A 25,158-nucleotide genomic window follows, 5' to 3' on the forward strand; every position below is an offset into this window, starting at 1 on the left:
TCTGTATACAATAGGGAGAGGTTGCCTTTTTATATCACTCTTTAAACTGCCTTGAAAAAATTGCATGAAATTCATCGAAACAAAAAATAAGGCTCTACACCCTGCATATTCCGAGAAATTGACTATCTTTGCCCAATTTTTAATCAAACCGCATAAAGATAAATTCTATGGCAATCTATTTGGACGATGTATCAAGAACTTTCGGAGAATATCTGCTTATTCCCGGTCTGACCACGAAACAGTGTATCCCAACCAACGTTTCATTGAAAACACCCTTGGTGAAGTATAAAAAAGGCGAGAAATCAGCCATTGAACTGAACATCCCGTTTGTTTCAGCGATTATGCAGTCCGTTTCCGATTCTGGATTGGCAATTGCACTTGCCCGGAACGGGGGATTGTCATTTATCTTCGGTTCGCAACCTATCGAATCACAGGCAGAAATGGTTCGCAAGGTAAAGAAATTCAAAGCCGGGTTCGTTACCAGTGACTCCAACATCACCCCGGAAGCCACTTTGGCAGACGTGCTTGCTTTGGTGAAACGCACGGGACATACCACGATGGGAGTTACCCATGACGGAACCCCGAACGGCAAATTATTGGGTATAGTAACCAGCCGGGATTACCGGGGAGAAAAAGACCCGAAAGACAGAAAGGTGAAAGAATTCATGACTCCCTTCTCCAAATTAACCGTCGGAGAAATCGGGATGACCCTGAGCGAGGCAAACCAAATCATCTGGGATCATAAACTAAACACCTTACCGATCATCGATAAAGATCAAAACCTTGCTTACTTCGTGTTCCGCAAGGACTACGATAGCCACAAAGATAACCCGAATGAATTATTAAACACCACGGACAAGAAATTACTGGTAGGTGCCGGGATTAATTCCCGTGATTACAAAGAACGTGTTCCCGCGTTAGTAGAAGCCGGGGTGGACGTTTTATGTATCGATTCATCCGACGGTTTCTCCGAATGGCAAAAAGAAACATTACAATGGATTAAACAAGAATACAACGGCAAAGTACTCGTTGGTGCCGGAAACGTGGTAGATCAGGCCGGATTCCGTTATCTGGTGGAAGCCGGGGCTGACTTTATCAAAGTGGGCATCGGTGGAGGTTCCATCTGTATCACCCGCGAGCAGAAAGGTATCGGCCGCGGACAGGCAACAGCCGTGATTGACGTGGCCAAAGCCCGTGACAAATACTTCGAGGATACCGGTATCTACGTTCCGATTTGTAGTGATGGCGGTCTCGTACATGACTACCACATGGTGTTGGCTCTTGCCATGGGTGCCGATTTCTTGATGATGGGACGTTATTTCGCCCGATTCGACGAATCCCCCACCAAAAAACTAATGGTGAATAACTCCTACGTGAAAGAGTACTGGGGAGAAGGTTCTAACCGCGCCCACAACTGGCAACGTTATGATATGGGCGGCAGTGAATCCCTCAAATTCGAGGAAGGTGTGGATAGTTACGTTCCATACGCCGGAAAATTAAAAGACAATTTGGACGTGACCATCGGTAAAATCCGCTCCACGATGTGTAGCTGCGGAGCAACATCCATCTTTGAATTACAAAAGAATGCTAAAATCACCCTGGTTTCTTCAACCAGTATCGTGGAAGGCGGTGCCCACGACGTGATATTAAAAGATCACAACAGATAATATCGAAAATCCCGGATTAAACTCCGGGATTTTTTATTCTATCTTTCTTCTTGCTGACAAGTGTTGCAATAGTAAATACTACCCCCCAAATAATTCTCTTTTAATATATAATCCCCGCAGTACACGCAATGGCTCCCCACTGTATCCTTAGACAAGTAAGGAACGTACCCCCCTTTTTGATCAAACAAATCCTTCTCGGAACAACGTCCTCCCAGTCGGTATATCTCCCGCAAAACCTTCTTCACACACCCGAAAAGCTCTTCCCTTTTCGCCTGTGAAAGAACCGCAATCTTCGTCTTCGGATGTACCCGAGCCAGATACAGAATATCTTGCAACACACCATTTCCCAAACCGGGAATCATCTGATCAGTGGCAAGCAACGCCTTGGCACTCTTTTTCTGCACCCCTTCGTCATTAATCAAGGACATGAAATACGCCTTGTCAAAAGCATCCGACAACACCTGCGGTTTATTTTTAGCCCCTCCGTAATATGACATCAAACCACCCTCGAAAGAATCCCCCACGAAACACCACACGGCGCCGTACATCCTCACGGAAACGATTATGCAACTCTGATCTTCAAACCCGATCAGTAACTGGTGCTTGTTCGGTAACTTCGCCTCAGGCTCGTAATACCGGAGGTTTGCCCCGTCGCTAAACACCACCTTGGCATCCCCCACGTTAATTTGCACCATTCCCCCGTAAGCACAAGCCCCGTCCACCGTCTTACCTAGCAACATCCCCGGGTATGCTTCCGGGTCCCCGTTGAAAAAGGTAAACTTATGCGGGGTGTAGCAAGGTATAACATCAGTCACGACCTTTCCTTTGATAACCCCGTTCAACTGTTCCGACAAACAAAGCGCTTCAGGTGCTTCTATCATAATTCCATCATTTAAATTTATACTCTTTCTTCCTCAAATATAATCGAAAAAATGACACAAAACATTTTATTGCTTATCTTCGTTACATCAAAAAACAAAAACTATGAATTACAAAGTGACACATTACCCTACCCGGCAACGTTTCGAAATCGAGCTGGAAAACATGACAGCTTATGCTGAATACAGGTTAACGGACAATAGTCTCGACATCATTCACACGTTCGTTCCCCCGGCTTTAGAAGGGAGAGGGATCGCAAGCGCGCTCACGGAAACCGCTTATGATTACGCGAGAGCCAATCACCTCAAACCGGAAGGCACTTGCTCGTACGCGACCGTGTGGTTGAAACGACATCCGGAATATTTACAATAGAAACATTATTCAAGGCTACTGGCAGACACACCCTCCGGTGTTCTGCCCGTGACTCGGGCGTAATCCCACCATTCATCGACACGAACACTGGAACAAGTTACCACTCCCGCTCGAAGACTTATCGGTAACTTACTAACGAGGCAGCGACGCGAGTACATGGTAACTTATCCGGAATATTAAGTTTAGAATAACCCGGAACACGCTCCCTTATTCACTCCCCATGTATCGACAATAAATATTAAACAATTCCTTGGGCATCTTCAACAAATGCTTGAACTTGATACGGCTATCCCCCTTCTCCACCCATGTATTCAAGGGAACTTCATGAATAATCCGGTCATAATCAGCGTGTTTTTCCCGGATTCGTAAGATTAGTTCCACGTCGAAGAGCCAACCGGAACGAAATTCCTCGCTAAATCCAACAGGTATCAACTCACTTTTCAAAAGCTTGGCCCCGCATTGGGAATCATACACGGGAAGTTGGTATAACATCGAAACTAACGTGGCAAACCCCCGCCCCAAATAGTGGCGATACGCTTTCCTTTGCACGTTAGCCCCCAAGCGTTTCAAACGGGCCCCCATCGTCATGCATACTCCCGGTTTCCGGTCCATCACCTCTGCCAACAAATACAAATCCTCCAATGGCGTGGCCAGATCGGCATCCAAGTACCCCACGATCTTGTAACGATTCAAGGAACTGACATACAACATCCCACTCCTGACGGCCTCCGCCTTTCCCCGGTTATCCGCATTGTCAACCAGCAAGAAACGCCCCGGTTCCAACTCCACGGCCCGCCGTAAAACCTCGGAAGTATTATCCTGACTACCATCGTTCACGAAACAAAAATCAAAACGTTCTTCTCTACCCACGAATTCCCGGAAGACCTCCAACTCCAAACGTTGCGCCTCGTTATAACACGGGATGATGACACATATCTTTTCCATTTATAATCGTTTTATTTCCGAATCTCCATTTCTTTCGACAAGAAACGCTGTAATTCAATCGCCTCCCTGTTCTTCGGGTCCAGTTCCACCGCCTTTTGAGCCATTTCAGCGGCAGTAGCCCGGCGTCCCGCGGCAAGTTCACATAGCGCACGTAACAATACAAACTCGCTATCCTCCTTAACCCCGCTCATCTGTTTCAACAATTTCTCGGCATCCTCCATGCGTTTTTGCTGAATCAAAGCCCGGAGTTCAATCTTCTGCAACGCCTCTTTATCCCGCCCTTGCTCGTGTAACAATGACGAGACCTGTTCCAGTAACTTGTAGTTATTCACACGACAGTAACATTCCGCCAAAGAAAGCAACACCCGCTCATCCGCCCGTTTGGCTCTCACCACCTTCTCGTAAGGTTCTATCGCTTTCGAATAACTCCCGTTTCGCCGTAGAATATCCCCACCTAAGGCCAACGCCTGCACGTTTCCACCGTTATACCTCAACGCTTTATTGACATAGTCCAACGCCTCCTTATCCTTTCCCTCCGTGTAGTAAATCAACCCCTTCACATAATAAGAAGAAGATGCCACATCATTTTGGGCCAACATCGCGTCAACCGCCTGATGAGCCGTCGTGAACTTTTTCAAATCCAAAGCACTCAACGCCCGGATATTCAACGCATCCATCAACTGCGGTTGCCATTTCAGAGATTCACCCGTACACCGAAGAGCCTCCTCCGGCTTGCCGATCGTGTAGTACATCCGGGATAAACGCATCCACATTTCCTCGTTCCACGGGTGATCCTTCAAATAATTCTCCAATTTCGCGATCGCCTCCGGGTACTTCTTCTGTTCCTCCAACTTGATCGCCTCGTAATCATCCCTAGACGTTCTCTCACCCACCACGCACATCGGCAACCCATCGGCATCCACCGAGTACAAAAAGCCCTCTTTCACCGGGAAAAGACCATTTTTCAACTGGAAACTATTGATATACACGTTATCGAATATCATGTAATCCCACTCCTTGCTGAATTTATCGTAATACCGACTATACACGATGGTTACATTCGTATCTTTCCGGAAATAATGTTGCAGATTCGCACTATGATTCGTCACGATCCGGAGAGGACGTCCCTTATAATCCACGTTCTTCTTGAACCAATCCACCCCTTTCTTCAAGGAATTATAATAATAGTCTGTTTCGTAATCCCCGTAAGCACCTCGCAATCCTCCCACCAACTCGCTAAAATAAACATAGTCATTGGGATGATTCACGGCCATGTGACGTGCAGGCAGGAATAACAACCCAACAAACACGACCACCATAACGCCCTTCAAATATTTAGGGGAAACAGATAACATTAACGTCCAGAACCGGGCTGCCAACAACACCATGAAAGGCATCACGAACAACAAATGACGAATTCCCCCGTACAAATTTGATTTCTGGTAAATCACCCAAAACACGGGAAATACCAGTGAGAATAAAATGAAGAACGACAACAGAGAGAATTCCTTCTTCCGGAAAGCCATGAAAAAGAGGTAACCGATAAAACCGGCCACCACCACTAAGGGAGACCCAATCATCAGGTATTTCGGGGCGTAATGGACAGGCAACATATTCGACATCATCTGTTCGCCCTCGAATATCGTGCGCAACCCGATATTATAATTCGTGAATTCCTTTAACGACACAACCACGTTAGTAAACGGGCGAGCCAACGCGAAAGGCCACGTGATGATAGACAAGAAATACCCAACAAATAAAACGAGTATAATCAAAAACAGAATGTTTTCGACTTCCTTACGATATTTCATAAATTTATAAAACTCCTTAAATCCGACCCACAAGATGTAAAACAAACCGCCATACATCAACAAGTACGGGAACAAAAGCAAGCCCCCGGAACGGGTTCCCAGTGCCAAAGCGATTCCCAGCATGGCCCCGATCATGTGTCGTAGTTTGACCACGGGATAACGATCGAACATCCGCACGAAGTAGAATATGGCAACCAAGTATCCCACGGCAAACGGAATGTCCTTCAGGTTATTCATACTATGCCCGAAGAAACGAGGCGAAAAAAAGAGTAACAACATGGAAATCAGTCCACACAACCCTCCCCCGAAACGCATTCCCAACAGACCGATCGCAATTACCCCCAAAGCTCCCACCAAGGCACACACGACATGGCGCACGGCATAGACATCATCCGCACCGATCACGTTAGCCACAACGGCCGCCACGACCTGCATCGAATTACCGTAAAGATGTAAAGCCGTTTTCGGCTGATTCAACGCGGCCTTATCTCCTTTCGTGAAGAAATCAAGCACATAACCGGAATGCCGGTGATCGACAAACTCGTCCCCGCTAATCCCGTAATCCTTGCTGATATAAGGCATGTAAAAAAAGACGAACAAACCGAATAACAGCATAAGCATTCGGAATGTCATATCCCGACGAGACCGACCGGAAACATCAAACAAGGTGGTAAAGAAACGGCCTGTGGTCAAAAAACGAAAAGGTATCTTCCAAAAATAATTCACGGCAGGGTTCGAAACGTTTTCCGAATCTTTCCAAGTAACAGGCACCTCCAAGGTCCCGAATTTCACGAAAGCTTTCTGTAAACTGTAACTCACAGCCCGCAATAGATTTCCGTCCAAGTCATCCCCGGCGTAAGCCTTCATGAACAAAGACTTGTTACCGATCAACACAGGAGAATCCGTGATACTCCGATCACCTCGCCACAGGACTGCATCCACAAACCCAAGCCACAGCTTACGTTTCCGGTTACTCACGTAATAAACATGATCCTTTCGTTCCGTTTTTCCGTAAGCTTGCCCAAGAGCGTTCAACACGGGCAGGGCCACCCGATCCAGATCGACAAGCATTATATCCTCGGCCTGTACCTCTTGTAACACGTTTAGAAACTCTTCATGCTGACAACCAACCCGCAGCAGGATGATATTCTCCTGCAATAATTCTTTATTGGCATTTAAAACGGGTAATTGAAAATCGGCATTTCTCGTGAAACCAATTACCTGAATAGACTTATTTACGACTTCTTCCACTGTAGAATCTTTTACACAACTAGTTAATATATCTCACCGCCCACTTACGACCTTTAACGGGTATAAAGATATAAAATAAGTTATCAACTCCCAATACTCTTTCTGCCATTTCATTGTCAGATTGAAACGTCTTGACCGGTTCGATTTATGACGTTCTGTCAGTAAACGTGACACCAGTCACATGCCTGTAAGAGATTTTTATGAAAATAAGTCTTATTTGGGAACTGGCACACCGTTTGATAAAAGATAAATGTTCTTGAAACTATTCAGGGACAAAGAACGAAAAAGTAAATAGAAAATAATAACATTATAAATATTAAACAATATGGGAAAGATTATTGGTATAGACTTGGGAACCACGAACTCTTGCGTTGCCGTAATGGAAGGTAACGAGCCGGTGGTGATTCCGAACAGTGAAGGTAGGAGAACAACACCATCTATTGTTGCTTTTGTTGACAATGGCGAAAGAAAAGTAGGTGACCCTGCAAAACGTCAGGCTATCACGAACCCGACGAGAACAATATATTCTATCAAACGTTTCATGGGTGAAACCTATGATCAGGTAGATAAAGAAATCAATCGTGTAGCTTATAAAGTGGTAAGAGGAGAAAACAATACCCCGCGTGTTGAAATCGGAGACCGTAAATATTCCCCGCAGGAAATCTCTGCCATGATTCTTCAGAAAATGAAGAAAACAGCCGAAGATTATTTAGGACAAGAGGTATCTGAGGCGGTAATTACCGTTCCCGCATATTTTAACGACGCTCAACGTCAAGCTACGAAAGAGGCCGGAGAAATTGCCGGGTTGACAGTGAAACGTATTATCAACGAGCCGACGGCCGCAGCATTGGCTTACGGATTGGATAAACAAGATAAAGATATGAAGATCGCTGTCTTCGACTTGGGAGGTGGTACCTTCGATATTTCTATCTTGGAATTAGGTGACGGAGTGTTCGAGGTAAAATCAACCGATGGTGATACCCACCTAGGAGGTGATGACTTCGATGACGTGATCATCAACTGGTTGGCTGACGAGTTCAAGAAAGACGAGAACGTGGACATCCGGAAAGACCCGATGGCTCACCAACGTCTGAAAGAGGCTGCCGAGAAAGCTAAAATCGAGCTTTCCAGTTCAACCTCCACGGAAATCAACTTGCCGTACATATTCCCGGTTGACGGAATTCCAAAGCACTTGGTAAGAACCTTGACCCGGTCACAATTCGAGCAATTGACAGACCATCTGGTGCAAGCTACGATCGAGCCTTGTCGTCGTGCATTGAAGAATGCAAACGTGAGTGCATCAGACATCAGCGAGGTAATTCTGGTAGGTGGTTCTACCCGTATCCCGGCTGTTCAGAAGAAAGTTGAGGAGTTCTTTGGAAAAGCTCCTTCCAAGGGAGTTAACCCGGACGAAGTTGTTGCCGTTGGTGCCGCTATCCAAGGTGGTGTATTAACCGGAGAAGTTAAAGACGTGTTGTTACTTGACGTAACCCCGCTTTCTTTAGGTATCGAAACATTAGGTGGAGTGATGACGAAGTTGATTGAATCCAACACCACGATCCCGACCAAGAAATCAGAAGTATTCTCCACGGCTGCCGATAACCAACCGTCTGTTGAGATTCACGTGTTGCAAGGAGAACGTCCTATGGCAAAAGACAACAAGACAATCGGACGTTTCCACTTGGACGGACTACCACCAGCCCCGCGTGGAGTACCACAGATCGAGGTTAGTTTTGACATTGATGCCAATGGTATTCTGAAAGTATCTGCAAAAGATAAAGCTACTGGAAAAGAGCAATCTATCCGAATCGAAGCTTCATCCGGACTTTCCGACTCCGACATCAAGAGAATGAAGGACGAGGCTGCCGCTAATGCAGAGGCTGACAAGAAGGAAAAAGAGCGGATTGACACGATCAATAAAGCCGACAGCATGATCTTCCAAACAGAAAAACAATTGAAAGAGTTTGGAGACAAATTGCCTGCCGACAAGAAACAACCGATCGAGGCTGCCCTGCAAAAACTGAAAGACGCTCACAAGGCTCAGGACGTTACCGCTATCAATTCGGCTATTGATGAACTGAACAACGTGTTCCAGGCTGCATCTCAAGAAATGTACAATGCCCAACAACAACAAGGCGGTGCACAACAAGGAGCCCCTCACGCTGATCAACAACAACAAGCGAACAATGGTGGAAAAGACCAAGAAGTAACTGACGTTGACTTCGAGGAAGTGAAGTAAGTATCGGTAAACAACGATAACTAACGATAGAGAAGTAGGGTGTAGCTCAATGAGTTACACCCTACTTTATTTTTAACACTTTCTGATGGATTTGCTTGTTTCTCGGATTTTTATTGTATATTTGTACCATATTTGTGCCGCGATAAGAAAGTCGGAAATCTGCGACAAAATATAAACGGATTGAATACAAACAAATAAAAATCAGCATTATGCCAGCAGCAAAGTTCGAGATAAAGCGCAAATGCCAGGTGTGTCGTCAGGAGTTCATCGCCAAGACCATAGAATCGTGGTATTGCTCCAAACGCTGTTCCAACATTGCCTATAAGCGCAGGAAAGACGAAGAGAAGCGGAATCAGCGATTGGATGAAATTGTAAAGAGCATCCCGAAGCACCAAGATTACATCAAGGTGTCGGAAGCTTATGCCATGTTCGGCATCAGCAAAGATACGCTGTATCGTCTGATACATAAAGGGACTATTTCGCACATAAATCTTGGAACTAACCAAATCCGTGTCAGCAAAGAAGAACTGCTGAAACTCTATCCGCTACGAAAGAAAGCTCTGACAAAACCCAAACCCGTTGCAAAACTATATAGCTTGGAGCCTAAAGACTGTTATACTATCGGCGAAATATCCAAGAAGTTTCATTTAGAAGACAGTACGGTCTATCTACATATCCGTAAATACTCTATCCCTACCCGGCAGATAGGTAACTTCGTTTATGTGCCCAAGAAAGAAATTGATAACCTATATAAAGGGATGAAGCAATGAAGAAAGCGTTGGCCAATACACGAGTTTCAGTAAAACTCCGCAAATCGGAATACCGCGAGGAATGGTACCTGTATGTTGAAGCTTATCCGGTTTTCCAAGCAGACAAACCCACTCCCCAAAGAGTGCGTGAATATCTGAGCCGTACTATAACCACTCCCATATGGGATAAGTCGCGGAATGCCCGAACCGACAAAGACGGCAAGACCACTTATAAGCTAAAGCGTGACTTGAACGGCATCATCCAATGCAAATCTCAATTAGACCAAGAATCGTGTATCTATGCCGACAAGGTGAGGAGCCTGCGCCAAAAGGAATACGATAACGCTTCGCTTTATTCTGAAACGGATGCAGAACAGGCAGAGCAGCTAGAGCGTTCACGTTGCAACTTCATAGACTACTTCGACCATGTGCAACGGTTACGCCACGCCCATAGCTCCGATTCCATTATCATCAACTGGAAGCGTGTACATGAATTGTTGAAAATCTTTGCGAAAGGAGATACCATCCTTTTCTCACAGATTGACTTGAAGTTGATAGAATCATTCCGTATGTTCCTATTGAACGCCCCACAGGGAGGAGGCAAGAAAGGTGTCATCTCGCAAAATACGGCATCCACTTATTTCTCCATATTCAAGGCTGCATTGAAGCAGGCTTTCATTGACGGCTATTTGACGGTTGATATTGGGGCAAAGATCAAGGGTATTCAAGGTCAAGAAAGCCGTAGGGAATACTTGACCATTGAAGAACTGAACCGCTTGGCTCAAACTCCATGCGACCCGTTGTTGAAGCGTGCCGCCCTCTTTTCTGCACTTACCGGGCTTCGTCATTGTGACATTCAAAAGTTGAAGTGGTCAGAGATAGAGGTATTCAATGGTGGTTACCGTTTGAACTTTACTCAGCAAAAGACCAAAGGCGTTGAGTATATGCCTATATCCGAACAAGCATTTCAATTATGTGGTGAAAGGAAGGACGGCGAACAATTAGTTTTTGGCGGACTGCCAGACCCGTCATGGATTAACCGTCCGATAAAGAAATGGGTTGCAGAAGCCGGAATAACGAAGCACATCACCTACCATTGTTTTAGGCACTCGTATGCAACCCTGCAACTCGCCGGAGGAACAGACATTTATACTGTTAGCAAAATGCTTGGTCATACGAATGTCCGTACAACTCAAGTGTATGCAAAGGTTGTTGATGCTAAAAAGGAAGAGGCTACCAAGACGATTAAGCTTGATTTACCGTATTATTGACTATAATTTTATATTCTAAATCAAATTATTAGGTAAATATGTAGCTAACACTTGAAAAGGGACCCGGAACAACATTTAAAAAGTGCCCCACCCATGGGTATGTTTAACCGAACAAAATTGGTATATTCATAAAAACCAATGGCGTTCATAATATGTACCACATGGAAGAAAGAGATTCCATAATTCTCGCCTATAGGCGTGACGGATTGAGCATCCGTGAGATCGCCCGTCGTAACGGCATGAGCCGCAAGACTGTACGCAAGTATCTCCGGGCTTTCGAACAAGCGGTCGGTGACAACCCCGATGCGGAAGCAATGGACACGTACCTGCAGCAGCCGGTGCGCTATGACAGCAGCAAACGTGTCCGCAGAGTGATGAACCAGCAGGTGATGGAGGCGATAGACGGCTTCATGGCCCGCAACCGGTCTAATGCCGCGGCCGGATTGCGCAAGCAGCAGATGCGCAAGATTGACATGTGGCGCCGGTTGCGCGATCAAGGCATAGAGATTGCCTATTCGACGGTATGCCAGTATGTCCGTGCATTGGAAGTGGCGGTGTCCGCTCCAGCCAAGTCCCCGGCGGCGTTCATCCGCCAGGAGTATGAACCGGGGTTCCGGTGCGAGTTTGACTGGGGCGTGCTGACACTTTGGATTGCCGGTGTCAAGACGAAGCTGCACATGGCCGTGTTCACGATGAACCATAGCAACCTGCGGCGGGCATACCTGTTCTCCCGCGAGGACACGTTGGCCCTGATGGAAGCACACCGCAACTGCTTCCGTGCTTTGGGGGGCACGCCGCAAGTAATGGCCTACGATAACATGCGGGTGGCCGTCAAGAAGTTCCTTGGACAGGAGCGCGAACATACCGATGCCCTGCGCCGCATGGAACTCCACTATTGTTTCACCCCTCATTTCTGTAATCCGCGTTCGGGATGGGAGAAAGGTAAGGTGGAGCGTTCGGTGGAACATATCCGCCGGCGGGCTTTCGCCTATGATGTCCGTTTCGGTTCGCTGGAGCAGGCGCAGTGTCATCTTGACAAGGTCTGTGACAGGCTCAACGGGGAGGCTTCCAACATGTCTGCGCAAGAGAAGAAGGAGCGCGTACAGGCCGATATTGCGGCTTTGCGGCCGCTTGACCACGGTGACATGGGCTGCTTTGAGCAGCGGCATGCCCGTGTCGGGAAGTATTCCACCATTACCGTCGATGGTGTGCATTACTCTGTGCCTGACCGGCTTGTCGGTCGGGAGGTACCCATAAAGATGTATTCCGAGCGTATTGTCGTGCTTGACGGTCGCGACAAGGTAGCCACGCATGTACGCTCCCGGCGTCTCGGTGACTGGTGTATCGACCTGATGCACTATCTGGGCACGTTCCTTCGCAAGCCTGCGGCGTTGGGACGATCCACGGCCATGCGACAGGTACACCCGGACGTGGCGGCACTGTTTCGCAAACATTTTACGGATTCTCCCAGATCGTTTGTCGAACTGCTCGTGTTTACCCGTGACAACCAGCGCACTTATGCCGACATACTGGCTGCGGCAGACCGTCTGTCCTCCCGGGGACTCAAACGCCTGTCTTCCGAACAATTGAGCGCCGAGATGCTGGCCAGTGACGGCAATGGAACCGCAAACGTCCGTCAAGACGCGGCCACCCTGACCCCGTCCGATCCACAACAGACCGCCATTGAAGAATCGGCCTCACAGACATTGGACACACTTTCGGCGATGATCGGATGTGGCGCCACACAACAACCTGTAAACAAAGTTACCGTCTAACAACATAAAAATTGCATAGCAATGGAACAAAACGAAAATCAAGACTCCATACGCGAACGGATACGTGCGTATGCCTTCGACCTCAAACTCCCTCTGGTACGACGCGACATCGACCTGCTTATACAGCAAGGACTTGATGAACGATGGAACCTGTGGATGTTCACGGCCGAACTCCTGCGTCAGGAAAAAGAAAACCGCTCGGAGAACCAGCGTCGGCATCGCATCAAAAATGCCGCGTTCCCACAGTTGCGATACCTCAACGAAATAGACACGGACGCGCTTCCGCCAGAAGCGCGGAAGGCCTTGCCAAACCTTGAGACACTTGATTTCATCAAGGAAGGGCGCAACCTTATACTATACGGGAATCCCGGTACCGGAAAGACCCATCTGGCTACAGCCTTGGGGATTGCGGCCTGTAACGCGGGATACTCCGTACTGTTCACTTCCGTGCCCAGACTGCTTACGCAGATAAGGGAATGCCGGAACGCAATGACACTAAGGGCACTCGAGAACAAGTTCGAACGATACGACATGGTCATCTGCGACGAGTTCGGATACGTTTCTTGTGACAAGGCGGGAGCGGAGATGTTGTTCAACCATCTGTCACTCAGAACTGACAAGAAAACAACCGTCATTACAACAAATCTCGCATTCAACAGATGGGACGAGATTATTGCAGACAAAGTACTAGTTACAGCAATGGTAGACAGGCTAACGCACAAGGCGATTCTACTGAACATGACGGGAAAATCGTACAGAATGAAAGAAACACAAGATATGATAAATAAACAAATTTAATTAACTTTGCAAAACCTATCGGGTGGTACACGTTTCAAATGCTACCCGGGTCCCTTTTCAAGTGTTAGCTACAAGATAATATAACTGCAATATTTGCTAACCTTGGATTCAACGAATTTACCAAGGACTCCTTCATCACGACTGTCATAGTTGGCGATGCCGATTTCCGAGCAAAAGTAAACGCTGCCATAGAAAACAATTATGCCGCCAACAGTTCTGATTTTGTGGCAACACCTATAGGCAAACAAGATGAAACAGCTGATATGGTTGCCATACTCAGACCTCGTCTGCTTATCTTGTCGGCTATCGAGAACCCAGATCGATTCCAAGAACTCTACGAACGTTATAATACAAAGCTGTCGCAGTATCATTTTGTTGTATGTGAAAAGATAGACCTCGGTTATGACACTATACATAATGATGTGGAGCGTATCTATAACGATGACAACCACCTTTATTATGTAAGCTCATGGAAGCATAATCGTACCTTTACAAAGTTCTGTAGTAGATTGAAGCGACTGGTAGGTTTTGACGTGTATGATAATGTATGTGAAGACGTTCTTGATGATAGCGTTTCTGTAGAAGCGTGCATCGAAAAGTATTGCTCTTCACTTGCATACGATGAAAAGTTCCGCGCTTATCTCAGATCGTTGGATTTGACCATCAACGTTGAGCCAGAGGAAGAAGAACCTATCGAAACAGAAAACGATTACTATAGCAATGCTACGAATGAACCAACAGATTCTGCTACTGAAGCAACTACAGAGACATCAACAGAAAATCAGCATGTTGACGATACGAAAACTATTCGCGAGGATGACAAGCCTGGTGCACCAAATAAAGATGTAACGTCAAGACCTGTTAACGAACTTGAAGTTGGGGAAGAATCAGAGACATCACCAAAAGAACCTATTCAAACCGCATCGCAGCAGTCAACTTCTGACTCTCGTCCACAACAGCAGTCGCAACAAACTGAATCACTAGTTGGTCAAGCAACGTCATCTACAGCAGAGGAAGAGCCAGAAAATGACCTTGGTCAGTATGACACATATGAACAGGTTGATGAAGAGGATATTGAAGACTACGATGACACAGATGAAACAGACGATGTAGAAGCTGACGTTGATGAAGATGTTGACACAACGGATAATGCCAGCACAACGTCTTCTAATACTCATATGTCTAACACGTCTCACGCTTCATCAAACAAGCCTCATAAGGATTATGATCCTGACAGTAATGGGTACATGGGATCTGTTGATAAGGACAAGAATTATCAACCTGTTGGTGACAGACCTTACAAACCTCGTACACGTAAGCATCCGAAGATTTTCACCAAAAAGGAATTAGAACGCCTTCGCTCACATGGAACGCCTCTTGAACTGGAATCATTACCACCAACGAGGGAGGAAATAGACCTCTTAGCTCAATGTAACATCAAGCCAGAGCAGATTGCCGACACCAACTATCTTGCTCAGTTGCGTCTGTACCAGAACCTCAGAAATGAGATGCACGCAGAGCCTGAGGAAACAATGGAAGAGTTCGTGCGTAATGCGAGTGATGTAACTGTACACAAACTTAAAGATGGCAGATACATTCATGCTTGTAGTGCTGCTCGTGGCGTGATGTATATTTCTCCTTCTGTATGGAATAAGATGGTTGATGACAAGTGGAAGATTTGCGTTTATCTTGATGGACAAGGCAAGAACTTCCATTACATTAACAACGCCGAGGAATTCCTGAAACTCGTAGAAAAAGACGATGTTGTTATCAAGATTACCGGCAAGGAGAAGGTTGATGTAGTAAGGGCTCTTTATACAGGCATACTTGAAGATGCCAAAGGTACTGCATACACCTTGATTCGTGTGGCTGCTCGTACAAATATGGATGCCGTATTCGCTCACTATGTTGGTGCTATGGCAGAAGCGGAAGATGGTAACGATGATTACAACGATAACGACTATTGATTATGATTGACAATATCAAACTTGCAAACTATAAGTCATTCTTTGCTGACCAAGTGAAAGAGGCTATCGACGAGCAACAAAAGATCAATCGCTCGCAGATGCGGAACTTATTTAAGACAGGTGAATTATCGCTTGCTTATGTTGATTCCATTCAGCATGAGACAGGCATGATTATCCTCAAATGCCCTCGTCGTATGGCTCCACGCTTGAAAGTTCTGAAGGGCGTGTGCATAATTAAGAAAGGTGCTAAGCAAGCATTAGGTGAACACGTTACGGAGTGGATCTGCCGTTGGGATGAGTTCGTTGACAATAAGGATTTTCATTCTTCTGGTTCTGACATGACTCCAATGTACTATGTTCATACTGGTGATTCCAACTATGACTATGTTGCATGCTCTGGATTCAGTTTTAAGTTGTACGATATCTTGTCAAAGGCGTTGGTTGATGGCAAAAGTCTTTCACTTATCGTCCATAATCCATTTCCTCCTGTAGAGTATTTCCGCAACCTTGCCAGCTATATGGATGCATTCTCTTCAAACGATGAATTGAACCTTGAACCGACTATAGATTATGAGGAATGGACACCCGAGGAACTCGCATTTGATGAACAGAAGCCAACAGGCATTTCTGACACAATCATAGACACGCTCGCTAATGAACATTGTTGTATCGTACAAGGTCCTCCGGGAACTGGTAAGAGTTACACCATCGCTTCTGTGATTTCATCGTATCTTGATGCTGGCAAAACCGTCTGCGTCACCACCATGGCGAACAAGGGTCTTATCGAGTTGATAAAGCAGAAGCCTTTGCAGAAGTATGTGAAGGAAGGTCGTGTCAGCAAGACAAATCTCTCTATTGACGAACGCAAACAGGTGTCTGGTGTAAAAGCTGCCTCTGCCGACTTGCAGGTTCCTGGTGGCGAAATGCTCTGTGCGACAAACTATCAGTTGTCAAGTGTTTTTAGCGAAAAGAAGATGACTCTGTATGGTTTGCCACAATACGATTTGGTAGTCATAGAAGAAGCTTCTCAGGCTTTTCTCACGGCTATAGTTGCGTTTAAGCAGTTGGGGATTGATTGCCTAATTGTAGGTGATCCTATGCAGTTGCCACCTATCGTGAAACTTAACAATCCACAATATAATTCGTGGAATGTGGCAACACAAGTTGAAGGATTGAAGTCTATGGTGCTGGGGACATCGATAAAATCTTATCGTATAGTAACCACTTTCCGTCTCACGAGTCGATCAGCCTCCCTTACAAAATGCTTTTACGGAAATCGTTTTGTGTCTGTGAAGCAAGACTATTTAGATTTTACCAAAGCGAATAGTGTCTTATTTCCACAAGATGGCGGTGTACTTTACCATTGTACACTAGATGTCCGCAATGGAGTTTATTCAGATAAAGCAGATGCTATTATACGAGATGTGATTGAAAAGCTGGAAAAATTTTACCCTGATCGTTCTTTAGCTATCATAACACCTTTTAGAGATTCTGTAAAGGAACTGCAGAAACGTTTCTGTACGTCTGACCTTGAACTGGATATAACTATCGAAACGATAGATAGAATCCAAGGTATGACTGTTGATTATGCTATTCTATACATTCCTGGAAGGAATCCGGGTTTCGCACTAGAAGATCGACGTTTTAATGTAGCAACAAGCCGTTCGCTTAGTACGACTCTCATTATTTCAGATATGCCTCTTAACGAATTTCACACTGTATCACCTACAGTATTACAGTTTATAGATAATTGTGATAAGTTTGATGGTAAAACAAATGTATGGAGAACTAATTTGCAAGAGTCAGAATCATCAGCCCCTATAGTCCAACCTATATCTGAAGAAAAAACAGTATCAACGGTCTCCTCCACAATAGGGTTGAGAGTTGTAGGTAAAATTGACCTTTCTCAATTTGAACGGAAAAAGAAGGAATTAAGTATAACAAAGAAAAACTATTATATCATTGATACTAATGTTTTTGTGGACTATCCCGATATTATTTCTAAGATTGACAGAAAGTATCCTATCATCTTGTCTGCAAAGATGACGGATGAGCTCGATAAGATGAAAATCAAATTAACTGAAGAACGAAGACAAAACGCGGAGAAGGCTTTACGTAATCTTAATAATGAGTCACAGCATGAGATTTTATACGAGTTCGCAGATACTTCTTTATTGCCAGATGACTTTGATAAACGTTCACCTGACAATATGATATTATCAGTCGCATTAAAGTATAAAGAACAGAATCCAATTATGCTTACATCAGACAATGGGCTACAACTTAAGTCTAAGCTATTGGGTATAACTACAATCTCGCTTAAGAAATTTCTAAAAAATAATTTACGCTAAGTATAGAAAGCGACATTGATTTCTTATTCTGTAAGCCATCTGCATCTTTCATGTGGGTGGCTTTCTGTTTCTATACATTTTTATCTTCACAACCTTATGATTCGATGATGATTCCCTTATGTCGAGAGGCATAAACGAAAAAATCTAATAATGGAATTTGTCATTATATGCACTGATAATCAGTGCATATAGTTTATGATTCTTATGACCTGCTGATGTTTCTTTATGTGATATTTGCCATCCATAAATCAGTATTGAAATTTGCCATTACTTTGCAGCAAAATCAACTAATAACGATATGGAAGACATGAACATTACATTTGAAGATTTGCCTAAGGCAATGTCATGGATGATGGACAAACTCAATAAACTTGATTCCAAGATTGACAGTCTGAACAACATCCCACAAGTACGGCCTGTCGACCAGTGGATGAACCTGAAAGAACTGTGCGAATACCTACCCAGCCATCCGGCGGAACAGACCGTTTACGGATGGACGAGTTGCCACCAGATTCCGTTTCATAAGAGAGGGAAGCGTATCATGTTTCTCAAATCGGAGATTGACGCATGGCTTCATGACGGCAAACGGAAATCGCAGAAGGAACTGGCGGATGAAGCCGCCCAATTCATAAAGTCAAAAAGAAATACCAGGTTCTAATGGATTCAACCAATTTATGCAATGCACTCAGAATGGAATTTGAAGGGGTCTTTGAAAGCAAGATTCCTTTGGATGCTTTTCCTGCCAAAATTCAAGATATGATATTGGCTTTAGCACGGCAAGAAAATTATTCCATTGAGTACATGATGGCTTCTCTTTTGGTGGCAGTGTCAACCGCTATTGGCAACGCTGTCAATATCCGTATTCGTGGTGGATGGATTAGTAATCCTGCCCTCTATATGATATTGGTAGGTCGTCCCGGAATGGGCAAAACCCCACCTTTGGATTTCGCATTCCGCCCTATCCGAAAGCATGATGCAAAAATCATCAAGCAATTCAAATTGGATATGGAGCATTATAATAGCTTGATTGAAAACAACAAGGTCAAAAAAGACAAATCCTCTTCACTGCCGGACAAACCTGTTTTACGAAGAATCATCATATCCGATTTTACACCGGAGGCTTTAATGCGTGCGCTGGATGACAATCAGCGAGGTGTCGTGGTATATGTGGATGAAATAATGGGAATGTTTAATGCCGTGAATCAATATAGCAAAGGGCAACTCATTGAACAGTTATTGACTGCATTCAGCGGAAAGCCATTGGATGTTTCAAGGTGCAGCATCCCTGTACCTATTCATATAGAGCATCCTTTTATAAATATTGTCGGCACGATGCAAACGACACGTATGCACGAACTAATAGAGAAAGGATATAAAGACAATGGGCTGATAGACAGAATAATTTTTGTTTATCCATCGTCTCAGGAAATTTCAGATTGGGGCTTGGATGAAGATTCTTCCGTATCAACTTTTGGTAAATACTCATCTATGTGGGATTCTATTATAAATAAGGTGATTAGTTTGCCATTTACAGAGAATGAAGATGACAGAGCCATACATAATGTACTGGAATTTTCTTCGGAAGCCAAAGCCTATTTTACAAACTGGCGCAATAATGCGATTCGGGCTGTTAATCAAATCCAAGATGATGGATTGGTGGATAGCAGAGTGATTAAGGCTCCCATGATTACGGCTCGTTTGGCTTTAGTCTTGCAGATTCTTCGCTGGGCTTGCAATGAAGCACACAAGGATTTTGTGGATATTGACTCAACCAAATCAGCTATTGCATTGAGTGAATACTTTGAGAACTGTTATACCAACATTCAAAGATATATGCTGAGAGAGAGCGTTGAACCACAAAAGAGAGAATTGCTTGATTGCCTTTCCGCAACTTTCACTACTGCCGATGCTATTCAAGCCGGAAAAGAAGTAGGGTTGTCGGAAAGGTCGGTGATGTACTCTTTGGTTAATCTTGCCACGAATAAGATTATCAAGAAGGTAAAGCGAGGTGAATATGAGAAACTGCAATAAACGACACCTTTTGCAGTTTGCAGTTGTTGCAGTTTGCACTTTGCGCTTACATAGGATTTCTGCAAAACTGCAATAAGTGCAAGTTGCATGGACTGCAATAACAAAACAAAGAAGTATGGCTGAATATAGATTTTCTCTTCAAAAATATAAGCGTGGTTCAAAATTTTCATGCCCGAAGTGTGGAAAGAAGCAATGCTTTGTCAAGTACATAGATAGTCAAGGAGAAATAACTTTTCCTGATTATGTAGGCAGATGCGACCATGAACAATCTTGTCAATACCATTACACTCCATCAGATTATTTTCATGATAACCCAATGGTGATGGATTACAAAAAGGATGATTTCGTTGAAGTCGACAAGCCTAAGTCTCATTTGCCATCTCCTACCTCTTTTGTTGACAATGAACTAATGGAACGTACTCTTACCAACTATGGCATGAATCCATTGTACATTTACCTATCCGGAGTATTGGGCAAAGACGAGACTTCCCGGATATTCCAACTGTATCATGTTGGTACATCAAAGAAGTGGGGCGGTTCTACCGTCTATTGGCAAATTGATTGGCAGGGTAATGTACGAACAGGAAAAATAATGTTGTATGATTCAAAAACAGGACATCGGATAAAAGAGCCAAGAAGTTATATAAGTTGGGTACATACGGAACTAAATTTCCAAAATTACCATTTGAAGCAATGTCTGTTTGGCGAACATCTGTTGTCTGATAATCCGATCAAACCAGTAGCTATTGTGGAAAGCGAAAAATCCGCTTTGGTAGCGACCCATTATATGCCGGAGTTTATATGGTTGGCTACCGGTGGAATGCACGGATGTTTCAAGCCTGATGTGATAAGTATTTTGAAAGGAAGGCCAGTTATGCTATGCCCAGACTTGGGAGCAAAAGAAGTTTGGCAAACCAAAATGCCTTTGCTTACTTCCGTATGTTCCAAAGTTGTATTGAGTGATAGTCTGGAACAATGCGCTACAGATGAACAACGAAAAAAAGGATTGGACATTGCAGATTTCCTTCTGATGAAAGATACTCCGCAAATAATACTCTCCAAAATGATACAACGTAATCCGGCTTTGCAGATGCTCATTGATGAATTGAAATTGGAGTTAGTGGATGTAGAACAGATGTAATAAAAAGATGAATAGGACAGCTCGCTGTCTTTGGGAAAGGGTTTGTAAAATCCCGTAGCTTATTAGGGCATTTTCACCGCTTTCACTCTCCTAGTGGCAGTAAAAAAGCCCATAAGCGGAGGGATACCCTCTCGACACCCGGATGCCTGTGGCACAAAAGGCGGGATTTTACAACCAAAGAATCAGTGTATAACAATAAAAGGAAATAAGATATGAGTAATACGCAATACGCAGTCTGCCACCTTCAACGTGGCAGTGGTAATGATTCTGGTATGTCATGCCATATAGAAAGGAAGGATGCCAAGAGGGAAAAATATGTACCCATCAATGCCGATGCAAATAGGACGCACCTCAATCGGGAACTGGTTGTATTTCCTGCCGGGGTGAAGAACCGGACGGATGCTATACAACATCGGATAGACCATGCCAGACTGCATCGCAAGGTTGGCAAGAACCAGACGAAAGCCATCCGCATTATCTTGACCGGAACACATGAACAGATGATGAAGATTGCCAAGGAAGGTAAGTTGGATAATTGGATAGATGCCAATCTAAAATGGCTGAAAAATACTTTCGGAAGCGAGAATCTTGTTTCTTGTGTATTGCACATGGACGAGAAAACTCCGCACTTGCATGCCACAATCGTACCCATTGTAACAACAGAACGACTTCGTAAAAAGCGTGAGGGTGAGAAGAAGTACGCAACAAAGTCCGGGGCACGCCTATCGGCAGATGATGTTATGCGACGTAGCAAACTGCACGAATACCAGAACAGTTATGCAGCAGCCATGAAGCCATTCGGATTGCAGCGTGGCATTGTCGGTTCTACAGCAAAACATCTGGCAAATTCAGAATACTATAAACAGCAAATAAATCGGTATGAGGAAGACATCGCCAAATTGCAGGCAGACATTGAAAAAGCACAAGAGGGGAAAAACACAATCCTTTCGTGGTTCGGCAAGGGGGATTTGGCTAAAGCGAAAAAAGAGCTTGCGAGTAGGGATGAGCAGATTGCCAAACTCAAAAATCAGATTAAAACCCTAATGTCTGAAAAGTCTCAACTGAAAGAAAAACATAGGGAAGAGATTGAACAATTAAGGAACGGCTATCAGAAAGAGATAGACAAGGCTATACGTATGGCAGAAAAAACAGGCCGACAATCCAAAGCAAAGGATTCTGTTATAGAAAAGTTGAATCTACGCATTGACCAGCTCGACCGTAAGGCTAACCCTCAGCGTTACAGTCTGTCATCCGGGGCGGAACTTATCCACCATTTCATTCCCAATTATAATAAGCCCAGTCTGCATATTTGGACACAGGTAGGTAATGAGAAATACGACTCTATAAAACATGTTGATTGGCTCAATCCGATATGGGAAAGTTTCACCAAAGACGAAGCTACCATCTATGAATTGATAAATGATGTGTTTGAGCCTCAGGAACAGGTCAATGAAGCACAAGCCAACCTACTTGGAGTGGCTTTTGAACTTGCCGCAGGTGGTCAGGCGCAAGTCCATGTCGGAACTGGTAGCGGAGGTTCATCCTCTGAACTCCCTTGGGGAGAACAGAAGACGAAAAACTCACAGCAACGCAGATAAATTGCCTTTACCAAGTTATAATCTTATCCACAATTTCCTGTTGCTCGGCACTGCTACGCCTCAAATAAATACGAGTGGTTTCAATGCTTTCATGCCCCATCAGGTCGGCAAGTAAAGAAATATCGTTGAACTTCTCCAAGAAATTCTTGGCAAAGCGATGGCGGAACGAATGAGGATAAACCACTTTCTCGTTCAAACCATATTTTGTGGCATAGTTTTTTAACTGTTGGGCAATACCTCTGGTGGTGATACGCTCGCCAAAGCGATTGAGGAATAGATAACCGCTTGTACGATTGGTGCTATTGAGCCACTCCGTAGCTTCCTTGCGGAGTGATTTAGGAATATAGATACGACGTATCTTGCCACCTTTGGTATAGATGTCAAAATAACCTATCTGCACGTGTTCCACCTTCATTTGTATTAGTTCACTGACTCGTGCACCTGTAGCAGCAAGGAAACGAACTACGAAATACCATTCTTGGTTTTCTTCCTTTTTTAGTTTGTTTTTCAGAAAAGCGTAGTCGGCATTGCTGATTACATTTTCCAGATAACTACGCTGTTGTACCTTGACGGATTTTAATCTCAAACGAGATTTATTCATATAGTCAAGATACTTGTTCATTGCCTGAATACGTAGATTTACGGTTTTAGGCTTGAATTTTTCAATGAGATAAGTCTTATAAACAAGCAGGTTGCGCTTGTTCAGTTCCTTATGTCGGGAATAATACTCTTTTACGGCATATAGATAAGCCGCAATCGTGTTCTCCGCCATATTCCCTTGACGAAGATACGTTCCAAAATTTTCAATGTTCATGTCTGATACATTATTAGTTAAACAATTCACTATCATTAATAATGTATGGTATTTACAAATTCATTGAGTTCCTATTATGAGAAGATGCTTGCTACGGGAGAGGTGAAGTGCATTGATGAGGAGATACCGTTTGAGATACCCCAGGGGTGGGAATGGGAGCGTTTTGGCAATGTAATGATAAATAAGGATAGTGAAAGGGTTCCACTTTCTGTAGCTCAACGTCAACATCTAAAGAAAACTTACGATTATTATGGGGCTTCCGGTGTTATCGACAAAGTTGACAAATATCTTTTTGATAAAGATTTATTGCTAATTGGGGAAGATGGGGCAAATCTTATCAATAGAAGTACCCCCATTGCTTTTATAGCAAAAGGAAAGTATTGGGTGAACAATCATGCCCATGTGCTTGATGTTTGCAGCGAAATGGCACTTTCTTATGTAGCTCTATTTATAAATGCTATATCTCTTGTCGATTATGTAACAGGTACAGCTCAACCGAAAATGAATCAAGAAAAGATGAATTCCATTTTATTGGCAATACCACCTGTAAAAGAACAGCACAGAATATTGGAGAAAATGTCGATGGTTGATGCTTTTATTGATAAGTATGCTACTTTACAGACAAAATTGGATTCTTTAGATAATTCTGTTTACGAACTTCTTAGAAAGTCTATTCTACAAGAGGCTATTCAAGGAAAACTCGTTCCACAAATAGCAGAAGAAGGTTCTGCGCAAGAACTGCTTGAACAAATAAAAGCAGAGAAGCAAAAGTTAGTGAAGGAGGGCAAGCTAAAGAAGTCCGCCTTGGCTACTTCTGTTATCTTCCGTGGTGACGATAACAAGTACTTCGAGAAGAATGGAAATACGGAAATGAATATTACTGACGAGATTCCATTTGAAATACCTGATAGCTGGAGTTGGGTAAGACTTAACGATATATGTTCTTATATCCAAAGAGGGAAGTCACCTAAATACTCTCTGATAAAGAAATACCCTGTTGTAGCGCAAAAGTGTAATCAATGGAGTGGTTTCTCAATAGATAAAGCCCAATTCATAGATCCAGATACTTTATCATCGTATGGTGAAGAACGTATTTTACAGGACGGAGATTTAATGTGGAACTCTACAGGATTGGGAACATTAGGACGAATGGCAATTTATTGTAGTACCTTAAACCCGTATGAATTGGCTGTGACAGATAGTCATGTTACTGTTATAAGAGCAATGAAAAAGTTTGTTCTGCCACAATACCTTTATTACTATTTCACAAGCAATACGGTACAATCTGTAATAGAAGATAAATCGGATGGTAGTACAAAACAAAAGGAGCTTGCAACTGCTACAGTAAAAACTTATCTAGTTCCGATTCCACCTCTGATGGAGCAAAGCCGAATTATCTCAAAGATTGAGCAATTAGCAAGTATTATGAGAGGATAAATGCGCAAACCGTTGAGATTGAGCTTCCTTTTGAATATCCTAACATTTGGTCTGTGCTACGT

General features: G+C 44.0%; 18 protein-coding genes. 14 read left to right on the plus strand and 4 right to left on the minus strand.

From position 1 onward, the window contains the following. Positions 1-167: 167 nt before the first annotated feature. On the plus strand, positions 168-1,667 hold the full coding sequence (locus R8806_RS06150; RefSeq protein ID WP_027201042.1) for an IMP dehydrogenase: 1,500 nt from the start codon (positions 168-170) through the stop codon (positions 1,665-1,667). A 38-nt stretch (positions 1,668-1,705) separates the two neighbouring features. Here the strand turns inward: R8806_RS06150 and R8806_RS06155 are convergent, their stop codons facing one another. Beyond that, entirely contained in the window at positions 1,706-2,548 is an 843-nt protein-coding gene (locus tag R8806_RS06155; protein WP_124317186.1) for an endonuclease VIII, read from the minus strand. 103 nt (positions 2,549-2,651) lie between these two features. On the opposite strand from R8806_RS06155, the gene R8806_RS06160 reads away from it, so the two are divergent. Further along, entirely contained in the window at positions 2,652-2,918 is a 267-nt protein-coding gene (locus R8806_RS06160; protein ID WP_124317187.1) for a GNAT family N-acetyltransferase, read from the plus strand. A gap of 207 nt (positions 2,919-3,125) precedes the next feature. On the opposite strand, the gene R8806_RS06165 is transcribed toward R8806_RS06160, so the two are convergent. After that, positions 3,126-3,863, minus strand: coding sequence for a glycosyltransferase (locus R8806_RS06165; protein WP_124317188.1), 738 nt, complete (start codon positions 3,861-3,863; stop codon positions 3,126-3,128). A gap of 11 nt (positions 3,864-3,874) precedes the next feature. Further along, complete coding sequence (locus tag R8806_RS06170) at positions 3,875-6,925, minus strand: tetratricopeptide repeat protein (protein ID WP_124317189.1); 3,051 nt, start codon at positions 6,923-6,925, stop codon at positions 3,875-3,877. Between the two features lie 325 nt (positions 6,926-7,250). Between R8806_RS06170 and dnaK the strand changes: the two genes are divergently transcribed. The 11 genes from dnaK to mobV all read left to right on the plus strand — a co-directional run bounded on the left by dnaK (position 7,251) and on the right by mobV (position 22,845). Then, positions 7,251-9,164 carry a molecular chaperone DnaK gene (dnaK, locus tag R8806_RS06175; protein WP_124317190.1) on the plus strand — a complete coding sequence of 638 codons (1,914 nt, stop codon included), beginning with the start codon at positions 7,251-7,253 and terminating at the stop codon, positions 9,162-9,164. Between the two features lie 209 nt (positions 9,165-9,373). After that, positions 9,374-9,934, plus strand: coding sequence for a helix-turn-helix domain-containing protein (locus R8806_RS06180; protein WP_151411782.1), 561 nt, complete (start codon positions 9,374-9,376; stop codon positions 9,932-9,934). Continuing rightward, complete coding sequence (locus R8806_RS06185) at positions 9,931-11,184, plus strand: site-specific integrase (protein ID WP_005936674.1); 1,254 nt, start codon at positions 9,931-9,933, stop codon at positions 11,182-11,184. Before R8806_RS06180 ends, R8806_RS06185 begins: the two co-directional genes overlap by 4 nt. Positions 11,185-11,345: 161 nt before the next feature. Further along, entirely contained in the window at positions 11,346-12,959 is a 1,614-nt protein-coding gene (istA, locus tag R8806_RS06190; protein ID WP_016272705.1) for an IS21 family transposase, read from the plus strand. Positions 12,960-12,980: 21 nt separating this feature from the next. Further along, on the plus strand, positions 12,981-13,757 hold the full coding sequence (gene istB / locus R8806_RS06195) for an IS21-like element helper ATPase IstB (RefSeq protein WP_016272400.1): 777 nt from the start codon (positions 12,981-12,983) through the stop codon (positions 13,755-13,757). Between the two features lie 224 nt (positions 13,758-13,981). Further along, positions 13,982-15,724, plus strand: coding sequence for a hypothetical protein (locus tag R8806_RS06200; protein WP_229782927.1), 1,743 nt, complete (start codon positions 13,982-13,984; stop codon positions 15,722-15,724). Positions 15,725-15,726: 2 nt separating this feature from the next. Further along, positions 15,727-18,075, plus strand: a complete 2,349-nt coding sequence (locus R8806_RS06205) for a PIN domain-containing protein (RefSeq protein ID WP_135950342.1) — start codon at positions 15,727-15,729, stop codon at positions 18,073-18,075. Between the two features lie 298 nt (positions 18,076-18,373). Beyond that, positions 18,374-18,733 carry a helix-turn-helix domain-containing protein gene (locus R8806_RS06210; RefSeq protein ID WP_005936665.1) on the plus strand — a complete coding sequence of 120 codons (360 nt, stop codon included), beginning with the start codon at positions 18,374-18,376 and terminating at the stop codon, positions 18,731-18,733. Beyond that, positions 18,733-20,106 carry a DUF3987 domain-containing protein gene (locus R8806_RS06215; protein ID WP_135950343.1) on the plus strand — a complete coding sequence of 458 codons (1,374 nt, stop codon included), beginning with the start codon at positions 18,733-18,735 and terminating at the stop codon, positions 20,104-20,106. The genes R8806_RS06210 and R8806_RS06215 overlap by 1 nt, the downstream gene beginning before the upstream one ends. 115 nt (positions 20,107-20,221) lie before the next feature. Next, positions 20,222-21,247, plus strand: a complete 1,026-nt coding sequence (locus tag R8806_RS06220; protein ID WP_022393626.1) for a DUF6371 domain-containing protein — start codon at positions 20,222-20,224, stop codon at positions 21,245-21,247. A gap of 212 nt (positions 21,248-21,459) precedes the next feature. Then, entirely contained in the window at positions 21,460-22,845 is a 1,386-nt protein-coding gene (gene mobV, locus R8806_RS06225; RefSeq protein ID WP_005936656.1) for a MobV family relaxase, read from the plus strand. Positions 22,846-22,852: 7 nt separating this feature from the next. Here the strand turns inward: mobV and R8806_RS06230 are convergent, their stop codons facing one another. Beyond that, positions 22,853-23,659 carry a tyrosine-type recombinase/integrase gene (locus R8806_RS06230; RefSeq protein ID WP_005936653.1) on the minus strand — a complete coding sequence of 269 codons (807 nt, stop codon included), beginning with the start codon at positions 23,657-23,659 and terminating at the stop codon, positions 22,853-22,855. Positions 23,660-23,704: 45 nt separating this feature from the next. Between R8806_RS06230 and R8806_RS06235 the strand changes: the two genes are divergently transcribed. Then, positions 23,705-25,096, plus strand: a complete 1,392-nt coding sequence (locus tag R8806_RS06235) for a restriction endonuclease subunit S (RefSeq protein ID WP_151411783.1) — start codon at positions 23,705-23,707, stop codon at positions 25,094-25,096. Positions 25,097-25,158 lie beyond the last annotated feature (62 nt).

The organism is Butyricimonas faecihominis, from assembly GCF_033096445.1.
GTDB lineage: Bacteria > Bacteroidota > Bacteroidia > Bacteroidales > Marinifilaceae > Butyricimonas > Butyricimonas faecihominis.

What these genes read in the sequence shown, in the direction of transcription:
- R8806_RS06210 (WP_005936665.1), top strand. Translation starts at nt 18,374, where the DNA reads ATGGAAGACATGAACATTACATTTGAAGATTTGCCTAAGGCAATGTCA.
- R8806_RS06160 (WP_124317187.1), top strand. Translation starts at nt 2,652, where the DNA reads ATGAATTACAAAGTGACACATTACCCTACCCGGCAACGTTTCGAAATC.
- mobV (WP_005936656.1), top strand. Translation starts at nt 21,460, where the DNA reads ATGAGTAATACGCAATACGCAGTCTGCCACCTTCAACGTGGCAGTGGT.
- istA (WP_016272705.1), top strand. Translation starts at nt 11,346, where the DNA reads ATGGAAGAAAGAGATTCCATAATTCTCGCCTATAGGCGTGACGGATTG.
- R8806_RS06185 (WP_005936674.1), top strand. Translation starts at nt 9,931, where the DNA reads ATGAAGAAAGCGTTGGCCAATACACGAGTTTCAGTAAAACTCCGCAAA.
- R8806_RS06215 (WP_135950343.1), top strand. Translation starts at nt 18,733, where the DNA reads ATGGATTCAACCAATTTATGCAATGCACTCAGAATGGAATTTGAAGGG.
- R8806_RS06155 (WP_124317186.1), bottom strand. Translation starts at nt 2,548, where the DNA reads ATGATAGAAGCACCTGAAGCGCTTTGTTTGTCGGAACAGTTGAACGGG.
- R8806_RS06205 (WP_135950342.1), top strand. Translation starts at nt 15,727, where the DNA reads ATGATTGACAATATCAAACTTGCAAACTATAAGTCATTCTTTGCTGAC.
- R8806_RS06235 (WP_151411783.1), top strand. Translation starts at nt 23,705, where the DNA reads ATGGTATTTACAAATTCATTGAGTTCCTATTATGAGAAGATGCTTGCT.
- istB (WP_016272400.1), top strand. Translation starts at nt 12,981, where the DNA reads ATGGAACAAAACGAAAATCAAGACTCCATACGCGAACGGATACGTGCG.
- R8806_RS06230 (WP_005936653.1), bottom strand. Translation starts at nt 23,659, where the DNA reads ATGAACATTGAAAATTTTGGAACGTATCTTCGTCAAGGGAATATGGCG.
- R8806_RS06220 (WP_022393626.1), top strand. Translation starts at nt 20,222, where the DNA reads ATGGCTGAATATAGATTTTCTCTTCAAAAATATAAGCGTGGTTCAAAA.
- dnaK (WP_124317190.1), top strand. Translation starts at nt 7,251, where the DNA reads ATGGGAAAGATTATTGGTATAGACTTGGGAACCACGAACTCTTGCGTT.
- R8806_RS06150 (WP_027201042.1), top strand. Translation starts at nt 168, where the DNA reads ATGGCAATCTATTTGGACGATGTATCAAGAACTTTCGGAGAATATCTG.
- R8806_RS06165 (WP_124317188.1), bottom strand. Translation starts at nt 3,863, where the DNA reads ATGGAAAAGATATGTGTCATCATCCCGTGTTATAACGAGGCGCAACGT.
- R8806_RS06180 (WP_151411782.1), top strand. Translation starts at nt 9,374, where the DNA reads ATGCCAGCAGCAAAGTTCGAGATAAAGCGCAAATGCCAGGTGTGTCGT.